Origin of the sequence: Streptomyces thermocarboxydus (assembly GCF_024760485.1) — a bacterium.
Lineage (GTDB): Bacteria > Actinomycetota > Actinomycetes > Streptomycetales > Streptomycetaceae > Streptomyces > Streptomyces cellulosae.
Genome location: NZ_CP058273.1, coordinates 4,099,168 through 4,118,314, shown reverse-complemented (window position 1 = coordinate 4,118,314; position 19,147 = coordinate 4,099,168). Strand labels below are relative to the sequence as shown.

The following is a 19,147-nucleotide window of genomic DNA, read 5'->3' as shown; positions in this document are numbered from 1 at the left end:
GTCGGGCGGAGCCGCACGGATGTCACGGGCCTTTGGCCCGTCACACCACCCAGTGCAGGGAACCAGCGATGGCCTCGCACAAGCGCAGCATCGGACCGGACATGCCGACGACCGGCGCGGAGAACGAAAGCGTGAGGTAATCCGTCCCGCCCGGCAGGACCACATGAAGGTCCAGGGACGTGGGTCCCACGACCCGGACGGCGCGGCCCGCCGGGAGGTCCACCACCCCGACCTCACGCCACGCGCCCTCCTCACCTTCCCGGACCTCGATCCACGCCGCGAACGCCTCGGGGTCGGCCGGTGTCTCGCCCGGCGGCATGAGGGAGACGAGCAGGGAGGCCGGGAGGCCGCCGTTGCGCGAGAGCGTCAGGAGGTAGAACTCCATGGCGCCCCGCGCCCGCCCCGCCTCCGCGGTGTTGCGCAGGGTGGCCCACACGTTCCGCGTCAGCTCGGCCGGCACCTGCCGGCCGTCCGCCTGCTTCTCCACGAAGGTCTTCAGCTGACGACGCCAGCGGTCCTGCGTCAGGTCGACGCGGAACCACTCCCGCGGAACGAGCAGCCGGTAGTCCCGGGCACCGGACGTCACGGGTGCGGCGTCGCTCTCGGACGACTCGCTCACCCCGGCATCACCAGGGGTCCCCCAGACTCGTCGAAGAGACGGACACTCTTCACGATGCCGGCGAACATCGCGGAGAAGACGTCCCACCCCTCGACCGTGGGCGTCCCCATCTCCAGCACCAGGACGGTGCCGTTGGTCAGCGGGATCTGCACCTGGATGAACGACGTCCAGATCGGCTCGTCCTGACCCGACTGGGTCAGGGCGCCGTCGACGTTCGAGGCACGGTTGCCTACGCACGTCACCGCCGGACCGCACGGCAACTGCACCTCGTCGACCTGCCCAAGCCCGAGGTGCCGCATCGTGCTCGCGATGAAACCGGCCGGGTTCCGGCCTGCCCTCTCATCGAGGTCAAGGAGGCTGACGTTCACCGTCGCCGTGCAACGGACGCCGTCGACCTCGGTGTTGACGAAGCCCGCGTACTGCACACCGGCCTCGATGAACTCGTCGTAGTGCGCCGCGCACATCGCGGCGTACTGCAGCTGCACCTCCTCGTCGGCGCCGGGCAGCGCCTGCTTGGCCAGAGCGACCAGCTGGTCCGCCAGCTCGTCCAGGTCGTCCGCATCGAAGGGAAGCTCGAAGAACCCCTCGGGCATGATCCAGCGGACCTCTATGCCGTCGCCTCCGGTGAGCGCGCGCTGCGCCGTCTCAGCCGTTTCCGTGGTCATTCGCACCCTTGCTTCGGGACTGTTCACGGTCGTCCACCTCGGGACGGAACGTCGCGGCGAACGGGTAGGGCCCGTAGTGCGGATAGTGGGCCGGGATTTCCGCCCCCCCGCGCCGGGCGATGTGCGCGATCTGGCGGTACTTCGCCGCGCGTGCCCGCAGATTCTGCCGGACCGGGTCGCCCCATTGCCTCATCCCGCTGCGTGCGAAGAAAAAGATTTGCGTCAGCAGGACGACCGCCGCGACCGCCAGGTAGGCGTTGCGGGAGGCGGGGGTCTCCCAGTACTGGGCGACGCCGCCCCAGTACACGACAGCTCCAAAGCCGACGAGCGCGAGCGGCGCTCCATGTTTCAAGCCCGCATTGAACATCTCCTCCTCGTCGGCATGCCGCCGGTGCAGCATTTCGAGCACCGCCTCGTCGTCGAGGAAGTCGAACCGAAGCTCTCGTCCCGCTTCCTCGGCGGCCTGCTTCGCCTCCGGCACGCCGGCAATCACAGAGCCGTCGACCAGCGTGACGATGTCCCCGCCGCGTCTGCCGATGAACTGCCTCGGTCCCAGTTCCTGCTCATTTGCTGTCATGGCATCTGCTTTCCACTCGTAGGTAGGCGCGGCCTATGCCGCGAGGGCGGCGTTGAACGCCTTCGGCGAAACGCTCGGGGCGGGGCGAGGGCTGGGGCGAGGCGAGGGCGACGGCGTGGGATTTGGCGCGGTGGCCTTGGGCGGCTCCTGGTAACCGGTCCGACCGCCGTTTTCACCGCTGAGCATGCGGTTGAGAGCGCTTGCAAGACCCGCTCCCTTGACAACGGCGGTGATCTTCCTGCCTTCGACGGCACCTAGAGCGGTTCTTGCCAAGACCTTGTTGGTCAGATTGACGGCCACCCCATTGAAGAAGTTGTGCCCGACGCCCTTCACTGCCGCCACACCGCTGAACCTGATACTCCCCAGCACCTTGAGTCCTTTAAGTCCCTTGATCGCTTTGAACCCCTTCAAAGCCCCCAGGCCCGGAAGGACTCCCAACGCATCGGCGCCCAGCTTCAACCAGTCGACCTTCCCGCCGCGCACCGTCATGTCGTACGCATGACCGGCAAGGGCCGCCGCGCTCGCCACCACGGCCAAGGTCGCGAAGATCGGCGCCAAGAACTGGAGTGGCGGGACGAACGCGCAAATGACCGCCAGGACGGACAGGACTGCCGAGATGTTCGACAGCATGTCGGCCCAGTCCGCCAGAAGATTCATGAATCCGCCGGGATCCCGGACCGCATCGTGATGCACGACGTTCCTAATATGACGAGCGGCCTTGTCCCCGGCGTCGTCATAGATCTCCCTGGCGTCCTTCACCGCCTTGCGGGCGCCCCCGATGCGGCGCAGCGCCTCGGCCCGCTTCTTGACCCACCGCTCGTACTCCTCTTTCTCCGCCGCGGGAATATCGAGCACCGTCGGGTATTTCTCGGTGAACTTCTTCACCTCACCGTCCGCAAGGTCGTGGTCGGCTTTCGCCTCACGGTAGTCGGCGAGGGCCTTGTCCGCCTTGCGCTGCGCTCGCCGAATTTCACTGGCGAACTGGTCCGAGGTTCCTTCGCTCACTTCCTCGCCGACAGCTTTCGCCGCTTCGTCGTAGCGTTCGAAGGACTTCTTCAGTTTGTCCGCCGTACCGCCGGCGAGGTCGTGGAAGCCTTTGCCAGCCTCGCTGTCCCAGCCCTCGACGGAGGCCAACGCTTTGATGACTCGGGACTGTTCGTCGATCATGTCGGCCATCTTGCGCAGCTTGCGGCCCAGTTCGGCGACCTCCTCGGGGTCGCCTGGCGTCGGGTCGTCGTGCCACAGCGGCGGCCAGTCGGCGTCTGTCCTGCTCACTTCTTCCCCTTGCTCTGCGCCTTGGCGTCCCGTATCGCCTTGGCCAGCTCGCGGTCGATGTCGTCGTACGCCTTGGCCGCGGTCCGGGTGAACTCCGACAGCTGTTCGAGCTCCTTCATGAGCTTCTTGCGCGTCTTCTTCCAGGTGTCCCCGAAGTCGGAGAACGCGTCCTTGAGGCCGCCGTGGCCTATCGCGCTGCCGTACTCGTCCGCAGGATTTCCGTGCTTCTCGAACTCGCCGTGAATCTTCGCCAGGTCACGTGAGCATTGTTTGATGGCGGCAAGGTCCGCCTTTACATGATCCCCCATGTTTTCATTCCTTTCTCACCTGTACGTATCCGCAGCACGACTCCACAAGGGCGAGCGCGACCGTCCGCTCGCTCCATCGTCCCGACCCTGCACAGGAGATACTCTCAGTAGACCGATCCGGTTCGACATCGGCAAGGAGATCGTTGCCATGGCACACAGGAGCAAACGGGGCGGAATCGCGGAACACCTCGACACTCACTCCGAAGCAGGCGAATGGTACGGATCGGGAAAATCCCGCAGCCTCCGGCCGATGTTCTGCAAGCCGCGCGTAACCCAGCGCTCCGTCCGGCCTGCCGACCGCCGTTGGCCATGATCGGTACGGTACTTGGCGCCCCTTTTCTCCCTCTCCTCCCTCTCCTGAGCCTTCTGGCCCGAGCACGAGACGCGGGATCTCGACGGCATCGCGGCTCTGCGCTCTGAGCGAGACGTACCCGCTGACGCGGACAAGGGCGTCGACGTCGCCCACCGCCGTGTCGAGCACTTCGTCCCGGTCCCGGACAGTGACCTCGACCGGTACCTGTCCTTCTCCCTCAGCGCCGTGATCGCGCCCGGCTCGGATCCCGCCTTCTACGACACCCTCGTGGAACTGTTCGAAGCCGTGATGGGAACCTTCCGCTGGGCCTACGCCTGACGGTCCCGCCCCGCGACCCACGTCCCCGACGAAAGAGACCTCTCAATGTCCGAAGGCACCCTGTGGAGCGCCGACCTCGGTGAGCTTCACGTTGATACGGATGCCAACAAGGGCCTTTGAGGCTACCTCTGACTCCAGATGGGCAAGAAGACGTTCAAGGATTGGCTGGACGCAAGGCTGGCGGATCTGGCCGCCGCACACAACACTGAACTCACCCGCAAACTTCGCCGTTTCCACAAGAGCTTCTACGAGCAGACGATCGTCACGATTCGGGACACGGTCTAAAGGGTGTTGCACAACGGCGATCACGACGGGATCCGGTCACTCGGGGCAAGATCAACTGTCCAGTTGTGGGTCGATTTCCACCGTCCCGACAGCGTCTTCGAAGACCCCTACGGGAGATCGTTTCCTGTTGTGCAACACCCTTTAGGCCGATGAGGCGTTCATCTACCACCCGTTCCGCTGACCTACATGCCCTTGGTGATGCACGCCACCTGTATTCACTGCGACGCCCGTGACGCGTCCGCCTGCGAAGGAATCACCGCGGCCACGGTGCCGCACCCGGAGATCCCCGAGTGGCAGCAGCGAACCGACAGCATTCCGTTCGCCTCGCCGCACCCGAGCGAGGACGGGGTCCGGGTCACCCGTTCCTACCCCGGGGACAGCACCATCATGATGACCTTGGTGACGTACCACTGGCACACAGCGCCCGGCCTCCCCGACGTCATGCTCCGCGGGCATCACGACGATCCGGAGGTGATCGCTGCGGCGATGGAGCCACTGGACGACTTCGCACGGACGCTCCGACTTCCCGGGGTGGCCCAATGACCGGCACCACCGGGGCGATGTCAAGCGGTGAGCCGGCCCCGGTCCGGGACACGTTGCCAGGCCGCCAAGCGGTACGCGGTCCGGCAGTCGTCCCTTGACGACGTCTGAGGCGTGGGCCCTGCGACTCAGCGGTGTGGGACCTCCTCGATCACCGTTTCGCTGAAGCGCCACACCCCCCGGTTACCGGCCGCCTCCGCGCGCAGCCCCTCCTCCCAGGCGATCCGGGCAGCCCGGCCGTGTGTCAGATCGGGGTATTCCCCCGGGGACACCTTGATGTAGCCGCGCCGGTCGGCGGGATACGCCCGCAGCGCCTCCCGCAGCTTCTCCTCCTGCTCCCGTCGCAAGCGCGCCCGGCCGACGGCCTCACCCATGTCCCTCTCGGTCACGGCCCCCCGCCAAGCCATCCACACGACCGAGCCGACAGCGGCCAGCGCGAACCCCGCGGCGCCGAAGACTTCCCCGGTGGCGTCGGCCTGCCCCGGCGTCTGCGGCCGGAGGTCGGCCTCCGGGTCCTCGATGACGGTCACCCTCTGCCCGACGTCGTAGAGGTCCGGCGTAGTCCGCATCTCGGGCCCGGGAACACGCGTCCCGTCCTCGTGCTCCAACGTGTAGTACGAGCCACGGTTGTATCGCTCACCCACCACTGTGGCGACCACCGTCTCCCCACGCTGCTGCAACGTGAGGTCCTCCCGCCCGATGCCCGCGACCCCCACCGCCAGCGACGACACGACCACGATGAAGAGGGCCGCATACGAGCTCGACCCACGTGCCCCGAATTTCCTGATCCCCAGCAACAGCAGCGCCCCGTGCACCACCCACAAGGGAACCTGCACCACGAGGCCGACATCATCAGCCAGGACGTACATCCCGGCGATGACGGCAAGCACGTAGCACCCGAGGCCCGCCGCCCACGCCACCCGACGCCGCATCAGCCCTCGCTTCCCGCCTCGCCTCGCGCTTCCGTTTTTCCTACAGCATCTCTCAGAACTCCACAGTCAACGTCGGCGCGATGCCGTCCACAACCTCTTCCAGCTCGTCGGTCAGTCCAGGCACCGACCAGGATGCCAACAGCATCACCGCGGCCTGCGAACCGGTCGGCAGGACCCCGTACGTGACGGTCTCCAGGAGGACCCCCGAAGCCGTGCCCGAGGCTCCGCTCATCGCCAGGTTCTGACGGATGCGTACGGCCGGGCCGGCCGGCAGTTCCGTGCGTGTGATCTTCGGCCCGCCGAAGTCGTCAGCGCTGAACGTCTCGGCCAGCCAGTCCAAGGTGAGGTGGGGGACCGTCTCGTCGGGCCAGATCAGGTCCACCTCCAGCAGGGCAAGGGCCGAGTCGAACCCGTCCAGGTACAGGGCGAAGGCGTAGAACGGATCCCTGCTGCGGCTGTCCTCCGCTCGCGTGCGGAGGTCTCGTCGCAGTGTCCTTCGGTCCAGCTCATGGCCCGCTGCCCGACCCCGTTCGTACAGCTCCACCGCTGTGCTCCTGGCCCACCCCTTCACGTCGTCCGACGCTTCCAGCGGCAGGGGAACCCAGTTGGTCGGGACGACGATCCCGCATGTACGGATGTCACTCACGGCCGCTGCTACCCGCCCTCCACCTCAGCGAGCCCGCCACCGCGTCGAAGAGCTCGACCATCGTGTCGGCAATCTGTACGAGGGGCGTGGAAAAGGTCAACAGCAGATGCGCCCCTGTACCAGGCACCGGCACCTGGTAGTCCAGCGTGACCGATGGGAGAGTTTCACCGTCGCCACGACCCGCACCAGCGCATCCGCGTCGGCGCACCGCGGTCCCCGCAGCCAGTTCGACCGCCGATGCGTCAGCCGCCTCGGTCACGCTGCCGGGCGGCAGCAACGTCACCAGCAGCGAAGCCGGAACCGTCAGCGCACCCGCCTGCTGCATGCTGAGATACAACTCGATGCCGCCCTGGTCGTAGGCCGCAGCGGCCTGCGCCAGAAGCTCCTCCCTGAGCCGTCTCTTGAGGTGCGGGACGTTGTCCGCCCCACCGAACCGTCGGTCTACCAGAGCGTCGACCGAACGCTCCCGGCTTTCCGGTTCGACTCCGACGCGGAACCAACCCTCAGGGAGCAACAACTCGTAGTCGACGGGTGTGACCGTCATTCGTCACCCCGCCCCTTCTCCGACCGCCCGGTCGAACCACATACGGCTGAACAACACCCGGCACAGCTGTGGCACCACAACCACCCCCACAGTCAGCCCGGCCAGGACGCCGGCCGGGACCGCCGCACCCATACCGCCGATCAGCCCCGGCAGGAACACGGCGCTCAACAGAACGAGCACAAAGGGCTCGTTCCTGCCGACGACCGAGCCGTACCAACCCGTCCGCCTCCGAGCCTCCGCCCCACCCATGGGCGCCATGCACCGGGCGTCCTCCGCGAGGACATGCCCCTCGGACCAGTGCTGGACACCCTCGGCCTGCTGGTGCCGTTCGTCCGAGACCGGAACTCCCAGCGCCCGCACGAGGTCCTTCCAGACGGCCTCTCCCTGCGGTCCCGCAAACCAAGGGGCCCATGGCAAGAGCGCCCGCCCCTCACCGTCCCCGTCCCGGAACTCGACCGCGAGAGGGCATCCGGACTCCGGTGCGACAAGCCTGGACAGCCGCGTCACCCCGTGGTTGCCGCGGCGTGCGAGCCAACGCTCCTCGCCCACCGTGTTCGTCAGGACGATGTCCTCCGGCAACACCCGCACCCCCGCCGTCCGCAGGAACCGCTCAGTCACGGCCTCTCCCGCTCCCGGTGACGGCTTGACCGACACCGTCCCGGCGAAGGCGCCACACCGTCGCCTGCGCCACCACGCCGACACGCGTACGACGACATCCGCACCGGGGAGAAGGACCAACGCGCCCGCCGCGACACCCCTCGTCCACGGGGGACCGCCCGCGAAAGCCGCCACCAGCGCGGCGAACCACCCCAGCGTCCCCAGTGCCCGGACGCAGCTGTGCCACTGCGGCAGCACTCTGTGTTCTGCCCGGGCCACCTGGCTGCCGCTTCGCCCGCCGCCCTGTGCCGCCGGGTCCCACGGCTCGTCACTCACCTCCAGCGGGATCCCAAGGCGCGTGACCAAGTCCTCCAGACCGGTCCGGCGCAGACACTGCGCAGGCGACAGCTCCAGCACGCCGACCAGTTCCGCCTCGGGCAGCCACGCCGCGAGAGGCACCCGGAGCAAGTCGTCCCCGTCCGCTCCTTGGAACACGAGGACGCCCCAGCGGTCACCGGGCGACTGCCGCACCGTTCTCCACAAGTCTCCCGGCGGAACGTGGACGGCGCGCCGGATGCCGCCCTCACCGACCGGGAAGCGGCGCTCCCGCAACCGCGCGTCCCGTACGACCAGGTCGTGGCCGTCGGTGAACAGGCGCGCCCGGCGCACCGCGTGGGTGTTGTGCGGTGGCATCCCCGCGGGGCGCACCACCGGCTCCTCTGCCGTCTCCGGCGGCGTCCGCCGGTACGCCGGGCAGTGGGCTGTCGGCCTGCTCGCCTCAGTCACCCTGGGCCCCGTTCATCCGTTGCTCGTTGTCATGGCGGCCTTGACTCCGGTCGCCTCCCAGACCCCGTCGTCAAGTCCCGACACCCCGGCGAGGTCACCGACGGGGCCGGTGACCTCCCCCTTGTCCAGCAGGTCCGTGGTCGACGCGACGGCGGTGGAGCCGGCCCAGATCCGGGTCTGCGTCTGGAAGACGTCGGTCACCGCCCGCACACCGCTGTCGGCGCGGAGCGTGTGGGACATCCGGCTCAGGCCCTTCTCCAGGTCCGCGATGCCAGGGTCGCTCACCCCCGGCCGGACGCCGCGCCAGGTGTCGGCGTCGCCGAGCCGGCGGAGGTCGCTCAGCCGCAGGTCCTTGACGGCCCTAAGGCTGTCGGCGGACTCCTCATAGATGAGCCGGGGATCGAAGGCATCCGCCAGCCGCTGCGCCCCGGGGAACCAGCCCTTGGGAGCGGTGGCCACGGCCCGTGCCGCGGACTGCCCACGCACCGCGCTGCCGCTGAGCTCGTTGGCCGTTCGCCACGCCTTGTTGACGGCCCTGTTGTATGCCGCAGTACCGGGCTTGGCCTTGATGCTCTGGCGGAGAGCCCGGGCCGCTGCCGACCGCCCCAGGCTCTGGGCTGCCGTCGTCGCTCCCTTGGCGGCGGCAAGAGCACCCCTGCCGATGCCCAGAGTCGCGATGCCCACGACGTCGAGGGCGACGTCGAACCAGCTGCCCTCGCCGGCCGCCGCCAGGAGGGTGTGGCCCACGAGGGAGAAGAGGGTCGCGGCGAGCGCGACGGTGCCGAGGGCCCCGGCGAGGACCGGCCCCAGGACGGGGACCCAGCCGACCAGGAGAGCCAGGGTGCCGCAGACGGTGGCCACCCAGCCAGCGACGTCCAGGGCCGTCTTCATCCACTCGGCGTTGTCGTGTACCCAGTCCTTGACCTTGTCCCAGACGTCGTCCTTCAGGCCGTCATGGTCGATGGCGTGCCGGATGGACTCGCGCGCCCGCCTGGCTGCCGCGTCGCGCACCGCTGTGGCCGCCTCAAGCCGTTTCCTCGCCCCTTCGAGAGCTGTGGCCGCTGCCTCCTGCCGCTTCTCGAGCTTCCGGCGCCGAGGATCGTCGTCGGGTGTGCCGTCGGGAAGACGGTCGAGGGCTCCCGCGCTCGCCGTCTGTTCGTCCACGGCGTCCCGCGCCTCCCGGAGCGCCTTGTCGGCCATCGTCTGGGCCCGGTGCAACTCCGAGGCGTACTGCTGCGAGCAGCCCGCGTCGGACACCTTCTCCCCGAGCGCGTCGGCGGCCGCGTCGTAACGCCTCATGGCCTTCCGGAGCTTGCCCTCGGCCTCCTCGGCCTCGGCGCGAAACTCCTTCGCCGCCTTGCTCTTCCACTGGTCGACGCGGGAGAGCGCCCGGATCTCGTCCGCCTGTTTCCTGATGGATTCGGCTGTCCTTCTCAGCTCCCGGCCGAGCTTCGCCACTTCCTCGGGGTCACCCGGGACCGGATCGGCCTGCTCTCCGATCGCCGCCCACTCCTCGGCCCGCGGGCGCTTCACCTCGCGCCGCCGTGGGTGCCCGGCTTCTGCCGGTCCGTTCGGCGCAGGGCCTCGGCGAGGGCATGATCGACGTCCTCGTACGTTTTCGCCACGGTGGACAGCAGCGTGGACAGCTTCTTCAGCTCGTCCGACAATCGCTCGCGGTGGATTGTCCAGTTGTCACCGAAGTCGTCGAACACGTCGACCAGTCCCTGGTCACCCAGGACGGCCACGCCCAGTCCGTCGGCGGGATTGGCGTTCCGGGTGAATTGCCTGTGGATGTCCGCCAGGGACTTGGAACTCTGCTTGATACGTCCGATGTCGGCGGTCTGGTCCGACAACCTGCCCCCACTGAGTGCGTCACAACACGGCCCGGTGGGACGAGACGTTCCATCACGCCCCGCCCCACCGGCCGGTCTAACCGCACCCGGCGGCCGGAAGTTACTTCCGCGCCGCCTTCGCCAGCTCGTCGTCGATCTGCTCGAACTTGTCCGCCGCCATGGTGAGGTAGTCGCCCATGCCGTCGAGGCCGTCCAGCGTGGTCTTCGCGCCGTTGGTGAAGTCGTCGAAGTTCTCGTCGAAGGCCTTCGAGGAGCTCTTCGTGACGTAGCCCGAGTTGACGAGGTTGTTGATGTACTTGCGGAGGCCGTCCAGCTTCTCCTGAAGCTTTTCCTTCTCCTTCACGACATGCTTGGCAGCTTCCCGCATGTCCTGATATGTGATGTCAAGGTCTTTGGCCATGAAGCCGCTCCCTCTCGCAACGCCGCAGGGCCAACCCCCGTGGCTCCCTTGTTTGCGGAACTGCCGGCCTGCCGTCGCGGCCCCTGCGGCTCAGGGGCCTTTCGGGCCCGCCGGTACGATCGTCCGCTCTTGCGGCAGAAGCTTACGGGGGTGAACTGCGCCGCCACATCCCCACCTTGTGAAGGCAACGGTCACAAGCTGTGGACGCCGTTGCTGCCGGGAACACCGGGCCCGCTCCCCGACTGCCTTCCGGGCGGGGCGAGCCGATATCGTCGGCGGGACTGTGCGCCGCGGGGTGGAAGCGGCCGCAGGGCCTGGGGAGGACAAGCGTGCGCCTGACTCTGACCGTCGTCGATCCGTACGGCGGGGACTCCGCCGATGTCGTACTCGATGCCGATCCCGAGTCGACCGTGGGCGACGTCGCGCGTGAACTGGCCGCGCAGGTCGGGCTCACCGGCGCGCAGGTCATCCCCATCGGGCACCAGGGGCGGACGCCCGGCGGGAACACGCCGATGGTGTACGTCGACGGGTACGCCGTCGACCCCTCCGCGACCGTCGTCGGCTCCCCCCTGCGCGACGGCGCCGTCGTCTCCCTCCAGGACCCCTCCGGCTGTCTGCCCGGCGAGCCCACCGGCCTCGTCGAACTGCGCGTCGTCGGCGGACCCGCCGCCGGCTTCGTACACCGGCTCGGCGTCGGGCGCTACGACATCGGCAGCGGCAACGCCTCCTACGTCCGCGTCGACGACCCCGAGGTCGAGGCCCGCGCGCTGACCCTCTCCGTCGCCACCGACGGCACCTGCCAGGTCGTCGTGCACGGCGAGCACGACACCGTCACCCTCGACGGCGAGCCCATCGCCGACGCCCAGGAGCGCCGGGAGGAGGAGAAGCGCCGCGCCGAGAGCAGCGGCGACGAATCCGACGGTTCCTCCAAGAAGAAAAAGAAGCCCAAGAAGAAAAAGAAGAAGAAGGACGACAGCGGCAGTAAGGGGCCCAAGCGCGGCGGACGGTTCGACTGGCCGCTCGGCGGGCAGATCGCCGTCGGGAACAGCCTCCTCGAACTCGTCCGCTACTCCCCTCCCAACGCCGCCCTCAAGTGGTCCGACGACGGCGTCGGGCTCGACTACAACCGGCCGCCCCGGCTCCGCCGGCCCGAGCGGCAGACCAACTTCCGGCTGCCCTCCAAGCCGCGCGACTACGAGGCCCGGCCCCTGCCCTGGATCATGGCGCTGACGCCGCTGGTCGGCGCGGTCGTCATGGCGACGCTCTTCCAGCGCTGGTACTACCTGATCATGGCGGCGCTCAGCCCGGTCCTCCTCTTCGCCAACTACTTCAACGACAAGAAGCACGGCCGCAAGTCCCACGCGAAGGAAGTCAAGGAGTACAAGGAGCAGAAGGCCCGGATCGAGAAGGACGCCCAGGACGCGCTGGTCCAGGAGCGCGACGACCGGCGGCACGCCATCCCCGACCCGGCGACCGTGCTGTCCCTGGGCACCGGGCCCCGCACCCGCCTGTGGGAGCGGCGCCGCACCGACCGCGACCATCTGCTGCTGCGGTTCGGCACCGGGCAGATGCCGTCCGAGGTGGTCCTCGACGACCCCGAGCAGGACGACCACCGGCGCCAGGTCACCTGGAAGATCGAGGACGCCCCGGTCGCCCTGAACCTGCGCGGGCTCGGCGTGATCGGCGTGGCCGGGCCCGGCGACTCAGCGCGTGCGCTGGGGCGGTGGGCCGTCGGGCAGACCGCCGCGCTGCACAGCCCGATGGACGTGCAGTTCTACGTGCTGAGCGAGAACTCCGCGCAGGAGTCCTGGGACTGGGTGCGCTGGCTGCCGCACGCCCGTCCCTCCGGCGGTCACGACGTGAACGTCCTCATAGGCACCGACGCCGAGACGGTCGGCGCCCGCATCGGCGAGCTGACGCAGATCCTCGACGCCCGTAAGAAGGCCGCCGAGCAGAACCGCTCGCAGGGCACGACGTTCAGCGACCCGGACATCGTGGTCGTGTGGGACGGCTCGCGGCGGCTGCGGTCGCTGCCCGGTGTGGTGCGGCTGCTGCGCGAAGGCCCCTCGGTGTCGATGTACGCGATCTGCCTGGACGCCGAGGAGCGGTTCCTGCCCGGCGAGTGCCAGGCGTTCGTCGTGGCCGAGCCGCACGCCGAGGAGCAGGAGAGGCAGCACAGCGACCGTGCGGCCGCCCAGCCGGCCATGGCGGGCGGCTTCCCCTCCTTCCAGGCGTGGCACGGCAACGCCCCCGAGCCCGGCCGCGGCGCCGAGCAGGCGCCCGAGAAGCTGCGGCTGCGCGTGGAGGAGGCCGGCGCCGAACGCATCGAGGACGTACGGCCGGACTTCGTGTCGCCCGCCTGGTGTCTGCGGCTGGCGCGTTCCCTGTCGCCGCTGCGGGACATCAGCGGGGAGACGGAGGACTCGGCGCTGCCCGGGTCCAGCCGCCTCCTGGACGTGCTGCAGCTGGAGCCGCCGACGAGCGACGCGATCGCGGCGCGCTGGCGGATGGGCGGGCAGTCGACGCTCGCGGTGATCGGCGAGTCGTACGACGGGCCGTTCGGCATCGACATGCGTAAGGACGGTCCGCACGGCCTCATCGCCGGTACAACCGGTTCCGGTAAGTCGGAGCTGCTGCAGACGATCGTGGCGGCGCTGGCCGTCGCCAACACTCCCGAGAACATGACGTTCGTCCTCGTCGACTACAAGGGCGGCTCCGCGTTCAAGGACTGCGTCAAACTCCCGCACACCGTCGGCATGGTGACCGACCTCGACGCTCATCTCGTGGAGCGCGCGCTGGAGTCGCTGGGCGCGGAGCTGAAGCGGCGCGAGCACATCCTCGCCGCCGCCGACGCCAAGGACATCGAGGACTACCAGGACCTGGTGCGCCGCGACCCCTCGCACCCGCCGGTGCCGCGGCTGCTCATCGTGATCGACGAGTTCGCCTCGATGGTGCGCGACCTGCCGGACTTCGTCACCGGTCTGGTGAACATCGCCCAGCGGGGCCGTTCCCTCGGCATCCACCTGCTGCTCGCCACGCAGCGGCCGAGCGGTGTGGTCTCCCCCGAGATTCGTGCCAACACCAACCTCCGTATCGCGCTGCGCGTGACGGACGCCGGCGAGTCGACGGACGTCATCGACTCGCCCGAGGCCGGGCACATCTCCAAGAGCACCCCGGGCCGCGCCTACGCCCGGCTCGGACACGCCTCGCTCGTCCCGTTCCAGTCGGGACGTGTCGGCGGCCGGCGGCCCGGCGCCGCCGACCCGGCCGCGCTCGCGCCCTGGGTGGGCCCGCTGACCTGGGAGGACCTGGGCCGGGCGGCGCTCACCAAGCCGAAGTCCGAGGCGCGTGAGGACGAGGAGATCACCGACCTGAAGGTGCTGGTGGACGCGGTGCGCGACGCCAACGCCGCGCTCGGCATCCCCGCCCAGCACAGCCCGTGGCTGCCCGCCCTGGACGAGACGCTGCTGCTGGACGACATCGAGGTGCCGTCGTACGCGCCCGCGCCGGGCACGCTGCCGCCGGCGCCGTTCGGCGTCGAGGACCTGCCCGCCGACCAGGCCCGCCGCCCGGTCGTCGTCGACTTCTCCTCGTTCGGCCATCTGATGATCGGCGGCGCCCCGCGCAGCGGCCGCTCGCAGGTGCTGCGGACCATCGCGGGCTCCCTGGCCCGCACCCACTCCGTGGCGGACGTGCATCTGTACGGCATCGACTGCGGCAACGGCGCGCTCAACGCGCTGACCCGGCTGCCGCACTGCGGCGCGGTCGTCGGCCGTAACCAGACCGAGCGGGTGGTCCGGCTGGTCAACCGGCTCAAGGGCGAACTGTCGCGCCGCCAGGACCTGTTGGCGGAGGCCGGCTTCGCGGACATCGGGGAGCAGCGGGCCGCGTCCGCCGAGGACGAGCGGCTGCCGCACATCGTGGTGCTGCTGGACCGCTGGGAGGGCTGGGTGCCCACCCTCGGCGAGATCGACCACGGGTCGCTGACCGACGAACTGCAGACGATGATGCGGGAGGGCGCGAGCGTCGGCATCCACCTGGTGCTGACCGGCGACCGCACGCTGCTGGTGGGCCGTATCGCGAGCCTCACGGAGGACAAGTACGGTCTGCGGCTCGCCGACCGCAGCGACTTCTCCTCGCTGGGCATCCCCACCCGCAAGGTGCCGGAGGAGATCCCGCCGGGCCGCGCCTTCCGCAACGAGTCCGGCACGGAGACGCAGTTCGCGCTGCTCGCCGAGGACACCACGGGTCAGGGGCAGGCGGCCGCGCTCACCGCGATCGGCGAGGCGGCGGCCGCCCGGGACGCCGAAGTGCCGCGTGCGCGGCGGCCGTTCCGCGTGGACAGCCTGCCGAGCCGGATCTCGTTCCCCGAGGCGTGGGAGATGCGCGACCCGGACACCTCGCGGTCGAAGCTGTTCGGTCTGGCCGGCATCGGCGGCGACGAGATCGTCGGCTTCGGGCCCGATCTCGCCGACGGCGTACCGGCGTTCGTGATCGCGGGTCCGGCCAAGTCGGGCCGCTCGACGGTGCTGATGAACTTCGCCCAGTCGTTCCTCGCCCAGGGCACGCGGCTGGTGATCGCCGCGCCCCGCCAGTCACCACTGCGCCAACTGGACGGCACGGAGGGCGTGCTGAAGGTCTTCACCGGCGACGACATCGACGAGGACGAGTTCGAGGAGCTGGTCGACAAGGCGTCCCCGCAGGAGCCGGTCGCCGTGCTCGTCGACGACGGCGAGATCCTGGAGGACTGCGACGCCGAGAGCCAGCTGAAGAAGCTGGTGTCGCGTGGCACGGAGCGCGGCCTCGCCCTCGTCATCGCCGGTGACGAGGAGGACGTGTGCAGCGGCTTCTCCGGCTGGCAGGTCGACGCGAAGAAGGCCCGCCGGGGCATCCTGCTCTCCCCGCAGGAGTCCTCCAGCGGCGACCTCATCGGCGTCCGGCTGTCCCGGGGGATGGTCGGCGGCCAGATCGCCCCGGGCAAGGGCATGCTGCACCTCGGCGACGGCGAACTGCGGACGGTCGTCGTCCCGGGGTGACCCCCCGCCCGATCGCGGGCCCGGCTACTCGATCCTCGACAGCCGGGCCTCCGGCCGTCCGGAGTCCTTGCTGTCCGACTCGTAGACCAGGTCGTCGCCGACCGGGGTGAGGAGGACGGTGTGGCGGGCCTGGTTGCAGACGTCCCGGTTGCCCGGCGCGCCCACGGACGTCGTGACGATGCGCTTGGCGGTGACCTCCTTGAGGGTCAGCACGTCGTCGCAGATCCCGCCGAAGATGTCCGTGTGCCGCAGGGTGCCGACCCGCTCGCCCACCCGCGCCTCCTCGAGGGTGACGCGGAACGTGCCGAGCGGGATGGTAATGCTCTCGCGGGAGGTGGCCTGTCCCTCCCAGGTGCCGACGTAGGCGGCGGGCACGGTGCCGGAGGTCGCGGAGGCGGACGGTGAGGGTTGGGCGTTGCTCGGGCCCTGGCCGGTGTCGGCGCCCCCGGAGGAGCCCGGCAGCAGGTCGAACACGAACGCCGAGCCGACGGTCACGGCGGCCAGGGCGCCCGCCACCGCCAGCGCCACCGTGCAGCTGACCCGGCGGCCGCGTCCCCCGGCGCCGGGCGTGGAGTCCGCGGAGACGGAGAGGGACAGCCGTCCGGGCTTCGCGGGACCGCCCCCGTCCCCCGGTTCCGTCGGCGGATGCGGGGCGGACGTCCCGTGCCTCTGTTCCGGTACGCCGGTACCGGCCAGCTCCCCGCTGCCCCTGCCCGCCGACGGCGACGGCATCACGGGTGGCGGCCCGAATCCAGCGGCGACCACCCCGGACGGGGCGGGCCCGGAGACCGACGGCCCGGAGGTCGCGGCATCCGCGCCCGCAGCCCCTGGAGACCCCGGCTCCGTCCCCTCCCCCACCGACGGACTGCTGAACCCCACCGGCCCCGAGGCCGCACCACCCGCCGCCCCGGCCTCCGCCCCGCCCGCCGTCGTCTCCAGGTTCAGCAGATTCACCGCCGCCCGGCTCACCTGTTCCACCAGGGCGCCCGGCAGCCAGCCGCCCGACACCAGACGGGCCGCGCCGCCCTCGCCGGCGAGGCGGCGGGTGATGTCGGCCGGGGACGGGCGGGAGGTGGGGTCCTTGTCGAGGCATGCCTCGGTCACCTCGCGCAGCTCGCCGGTCAGCCCGTCCAGCTCGGGCGGCTCGTGCACCACCCGGTAGAGCAGCGCCGCCGAGGAGTCGCCCGGGAAGGGCGGCGCGCCGGTCGCCGCGTACGCGAGGACGGCGCCGAGGGAGAAGACGTCCGCCGCGCCGGTCACGCCCTTGCCGAGGATCTGCTCGGGGGACATGTAGCCGGGCGAGCCGATCGAGACGCCGGTCGAGGTCAAGGACGCCGTTCCGTCCGTGGCCCGGGCGATGCCGAAGTCGATCAGCAGGGGGCCGTCGAGGGTGAGGAGCACGTTGGACGGCTTCACGTCCCGGTGCACCAGGCCCAGGCCGTGCACCGCCGCCAGCGCCTCGGCGAGCCCCGCGCCCAGCGTGCGCACGGTGTGTTCGGGCAGGGGGCCCAGCTCGGTGACGGCGGCCGTGAGGGAGGGCCCGGCGGCGTAGGCGGTGGCGACCCAGGGGACACGGGCGTCGGGGTCGGCGTCCAGCACGGGCGCGGTCCAGGCGCCGCCGACCCGCCGGGCCGCGTCCACCTCGCGCCGGAAGCGGGCGCGGAACTCCTCGTCGAGCGCGAAGTGGGGGTGCACGATCTTCACCGCGACCGTCCGGCCTCCGGCGCTGCGGCCCAGGTAGACCCGGCCCATGCCGCCGGAACCGAGCCGGCCGAGCAGCCGGTACGGTCCCACGACCGTGGGTTCGTCCGTGTCGAGCGGCCGCATGGCGCCACCCCTCCCCCGTCGCACCGGTACGCCGTTGCCATCCAGCAGCGTAGTGGCCGGACCGGGCGGGGGACCCGGACCGGCCACGCGGGCGCCCGCCCCCGGGTCACGGCGTCACGGCCGCCCGCCCCCGTGCGCCACGGACCCGGGCCGCCTACGGCCGCCCGGGTCGTCCCGTGCGCTACGGCGTCAGCAGCTCGACCTTCACGTCCGCCGGGAACCCCGTGGTCGGCCCCACCCTGCGGGCGAACTCCGCGACCGCCTCCAGCTGCGGGGCGCCGAAGCGGAAGTCGAGGGTGGTGAAGTACTGGGCGAGGGTCTTCTCGTCGAAGGCCTCCCAGCGGGCCGCCTGCTCGGCCACCTTGTCGACCTCTTCCAGGGAGAGGTTGCGGGAGGAGAGGAAGGCCTCGTGCACCTTGCGTGTGAGGTCGGGCTCGCGCTCGGCGTACTCCTTGCGGGCCGCCCAGACGGCGAACACGAAGGGCAGGCCCGTCCACTGCTTCCACAGGGCGCCCAGGTCGTGCACCTCGAGGCCGAAGCGCGGGCCGTCGACCATGTTGGCGCGCAGGGCCGCGTCGCCGATCAGGACGGCGGCCTCCGCCTCCTGCATCATCAGGCTCAGGTCGGGCGGGCAGGTGTAGTAGTCCGGCTGCACGCCGTACTGCTCGGCGAGGAGGAGCTGGGCGAGCCGTACGGAGGTGCGGGAGGTCGACCCGAGGGCGACCCGCGCCCCGTCCAGCCGGTCCAGCGGGACCTGCGAGACGATCACGCAGGACATCACCGGGCCGTCGCAGCCGACGGCGATGTCGGGGAAGGCGACGAGCTGGTCCGCGTGCTTGAGGTACTCGACCAGGGTGATGGGCCCGATGTCGAGGTCGCCCTGCACCAGCTGCTCGCTGAGCTTCTCGGGGGTGTCCTTCGTCAGCTCGAAGTCGAGGAGCGTGCCCGTTCTCGCGAGCCCCCAGTAGAGGGGCAGGCAGTTCAGGAACTGGATGTGGCCGACGCGCGGCCGGGTGCGAGGATTGTCCACATCGTGAGGCTAGACCTTGCGCCGGGCGGCACAGCGGTCACCCCCACCGGTTCGAACGCACATGCGTGACGAACGGGACGTTCAAACATTCGGGTGACGTGATCTTGACCTCTATTGCGAACCGGCTCCCCCGTGCTAGGCTCATCGCAAGTTGCAGTTTGGTTTCCCTTGCAGTACAGAGCCTGCGGAGCATGTGACCGCGGGCTCTCGTCGTTCTCAGACGGATGCAGTTGTGCGGAATAGTCTTCACACTTGCTGGTTCTGGAGCAGGGCAACCCTTTGAGCCCAAGGAGGGCTTATGGCTACCGGAACCGTGAAGTGGTTCAACGCCGAAAAGGGCTTCGGATTCATCGCCCAGGAGGGCGGCGGCCCCGACGTCTTCGTCCACTACTCCGCGATCAACGCGACCGGCTTCCGGTCCCTCGAGGAGAACCAGCAGGTCACCTTCGACGTCACGCAGGGCCCGAAGGGCCCGCAGGCGGAGAACGTCACCCCGGCCTGACCCTGATCCTCCGATCCGGGAACGACTAGCAGTACCCAAGGAGCCCCACGCCGCGAGGCGAACGGGGCTCCTGCCTTTTTCTCCGGGGCCTTCC

The 19,147-nt window shown here is 70.0% G+C and carries 18 protein-coding genes; 4 read left to right on the top strand and 14 right to left on the bottom strand.

Annotated elements, in window-relative coordinates:
- Positions 1-40: 40 nt before the first annotated feature.
- From AY578_RS19025 to AY578_RS19005, 5 genes are read right to left on the bottom strand one after another with little or no spacing between them, the layout of a single operon-like run.
- Positions 41-619 (bottom strand): hypothetical protein, encoded by a 579-nt coding sequence (locus AY578_RS19025; protein WP_136238143.1) that lies wholly within the window; start codon positions 617-619, stop codon positions 41-43.
- Positions 616-1,284, bottom strand: coding sequence for a hypothetical protein (locus AY578_RS19020; protein WP_136238142.1), 669 nt, complete (start codon positions 1,282-1,284; stop codon positions 616-618). The genes AY578_RS19025 and AY578_RS19020 overlap by 4 nt, the downstream gene beginning before the upstream one ends.
- Complete coding sequence (locus tag AY578_RS19015; protein ID WP_136238141.1) at positions 1,265-1,861, bottom strand: hypothetical protein; 597 nt, start codon at positions 1,859-1,861, stop codon at positions 1,265-1,267. Before AY578_RS19015 ends, AY578_RS19020 begins: the two co-directional genes overlap by 20 nt.
- 33 nt (positions 1,862-1,894) lie before the next feature.
- A complete protein-coding gene (locus tag AY578_RS19010; RefSeq protein ID WP_258903146.1) occupies positions 1,895-3,136 on the bottom strand; it encodes a putative T7SS-secreted protein in 1,242 nt (413 codons plus the stop codon).
- Positions 3,133-3,444, bottom strand: a complete 312-nt coding sequence (locus AY578_RS19005) for a WXG100 family type VII secretion target (RefSeq protein WP_161108045.1) — start codon at positions 3,442-3,444, stop codon at positions 3,133-3,135. Before AY578_RS19005 ends, AY578_RS19010 begins: the two co-directional genes overlap by 4 nt.
- 769 nt (positions 3,445-4,213) lie before the next feature.
- On the opposite strand from AY578_RS19005, the gene AY578_RS19000 reads away from it, so the two are divergent.
- Positions 4,214-4,360, top strand: a complete 147-nt coding sequence (locus AY578_RS19000) for a hypothetical protein (RefSeq protein ID WP_206310374.1) — start codon at positions 4,214-4,216, stop codon at positions 4,358-4,360.
- Positions 4,361-4,546: 186 nt separating this feature from the next.
- Positions 4,547-4,903 (top strand): hypothetical protein, encoded by a 357-nt coding sequence (locus AY578_RS18995; RefSeq protein ID WP_240801024.1) that lies wholly within the window; start codon positions 4,547-4,549, stop codon positions 4,901-4,903.
- Between the two features lie 125 nt (positions 4,904-5,028).
- On the opposite strand, the gene AY578_RS18990 is transcribed toward AY578_RS18995, so the two are convergent.
- From AY578_RS18990 to AY578_RS18960, 7 genes are all read right to left on the bottom strand, one after another.
- The gene (locus AY578_RS18990; RefSeq protein ID WP_258903144.1) at positions 5,029-5,790 is read right to left on the bottom strand and encodes a hypothetical protein; all 762 of its coding nucleotides are present in this window, start codon (positions 5,788-5,790) and stop codon (positions 5,029-5,031) included.
- A 94-nt stretch (positions 5,791-5,884) separates the two neighbouring features.
- Positions 5,885-6,376, bottom strand: coding sequence for a hypothetical protein (locus AY578_RS18985; protein ID WP_136238137.1), 492 nt, complete (start codon positions 6,374-6,376; stop codon positions 5,885-5,887).
- A 94-nt stretch (positions 6,377-6,470) separates the two neighbouring features.
- A complete protein-coding gene (locus tag AY578_RS18980) occupies positions 6,471-7,022 on the bottom strand; it encodes a hypothetical protein (protein ID WP_136238136.1) in 552 nt (183 codons plus the stop codon).
- A 3-nt stretch (positions 7,023-7,025) separates the two neighbouring features.
- Complete coding sequence (locus AY578_RS18975) at positions 7,026-8,231, bottom strand: hypothetical protein (protein ID WP_258903142.1); 1,206 nt, start codon at positions 8,229-8,231, stop codon at positions 7,026-7,028.
- A 186-nt stretch (positions 8,232-8,417) separates the two neighbouring features.
- The gene (locus AY578_RS18970) at positions 8,418-9,938 is read right to left on the bottom strand and encodes a putative T7SS-secreted protein (RefSeq protein ID WP_136238134.1); all 1,521 of its coding nucleotides are present in this window, start codon (positions 9,936-9,938) and stop codon (positions 8,418-8,420) included.
- Positions 9,935-10,258 carry a hypothetical protein gene (locus tag AY578_RS18965; RefSeq protein ID WP_136238133.1) on the bottom strand — a complete coding sequence of 108 codons (324 nt, stop codon included), beginning with the start codon at positions 10,256-10,258 and terminating at the stop codon, positions 9,935-9,937. The genes AY578_RS18970 and AY578_RS18965 overlap by 4 nt, the downstream gene beginning before the upstream one ends.
- 100 nt (positions 10,259-10,358) lie before the next feature.
- Positions 10,359-10,658, bottom strand: a complete 300-nt coding sequence (locus tag AY578_RS18960; protein ID WP_078492978.1) for a WXG100 family type VII secretion target — start codon at positions 10,656-10,658, stop codon at positions 10,359-10,361.
- A gap of 329 nt (positions 10,659-10,987) precedes the next feature.
- Between AY578_RS18960 and AY578_RS18955 the strand changes: the two genes are divergently transcribed.
- A complete protein-coding gene (locus tag AY578_RS18955) occupies positions 10,988-15,694 on the top strand; it encodes an FtsK/SpoIIIE domain-containing protein (protein ID WP_258903139.1) in 4,707 nt (1,568 codons plus the stop codon).
- A 24-nt stretch (positions 15,695-15,718) separates the two neighbouring features.
- Here the strand turns inward: AY578_RS18955 and AY578_RS18950 are convergent, their stop codons facing one another.
- Positions 15,719-17,521, bottom strand: a complete 1,803-nt coding sequence (locus AY578_RS18950; protein ID WP_258903138.1) for a serine/threonine-protein kinase — start codon at positions 17,519-17,521, stop codon at positions 15,719-15,721.
- Positions 17,522-17,702: 181 nt separating this feature from the next.
- A complete protein-coding gene (locus AY578_RS18945; protein WP_019524435.1) occupies positions 17,703-18,551 on the bottom strand; it encodes a menaquinone biosynthetic enzyme MqnA/MqnD family protein in 849 nt (282 codons plus the stop codon).
- Between the two features lie 298 nt (positions 18,552-18,849).
- Here AY578_RS18945 and AY578_RS18940 point away from each other — a divergent pair, with 298 nt between their 5' ends.
- Positions 18,850-19,053, top strand: coding sequence for a cold-shock protein (locus AY578_RS18940; RefSeq protein WP_006133199.1), 204 nt, complete (start codon positions 18,850-18,852; stop codon positions 19,051-19,053).
- Positions 19,054-19,147 lie beyond the last annotated feature (94 nt).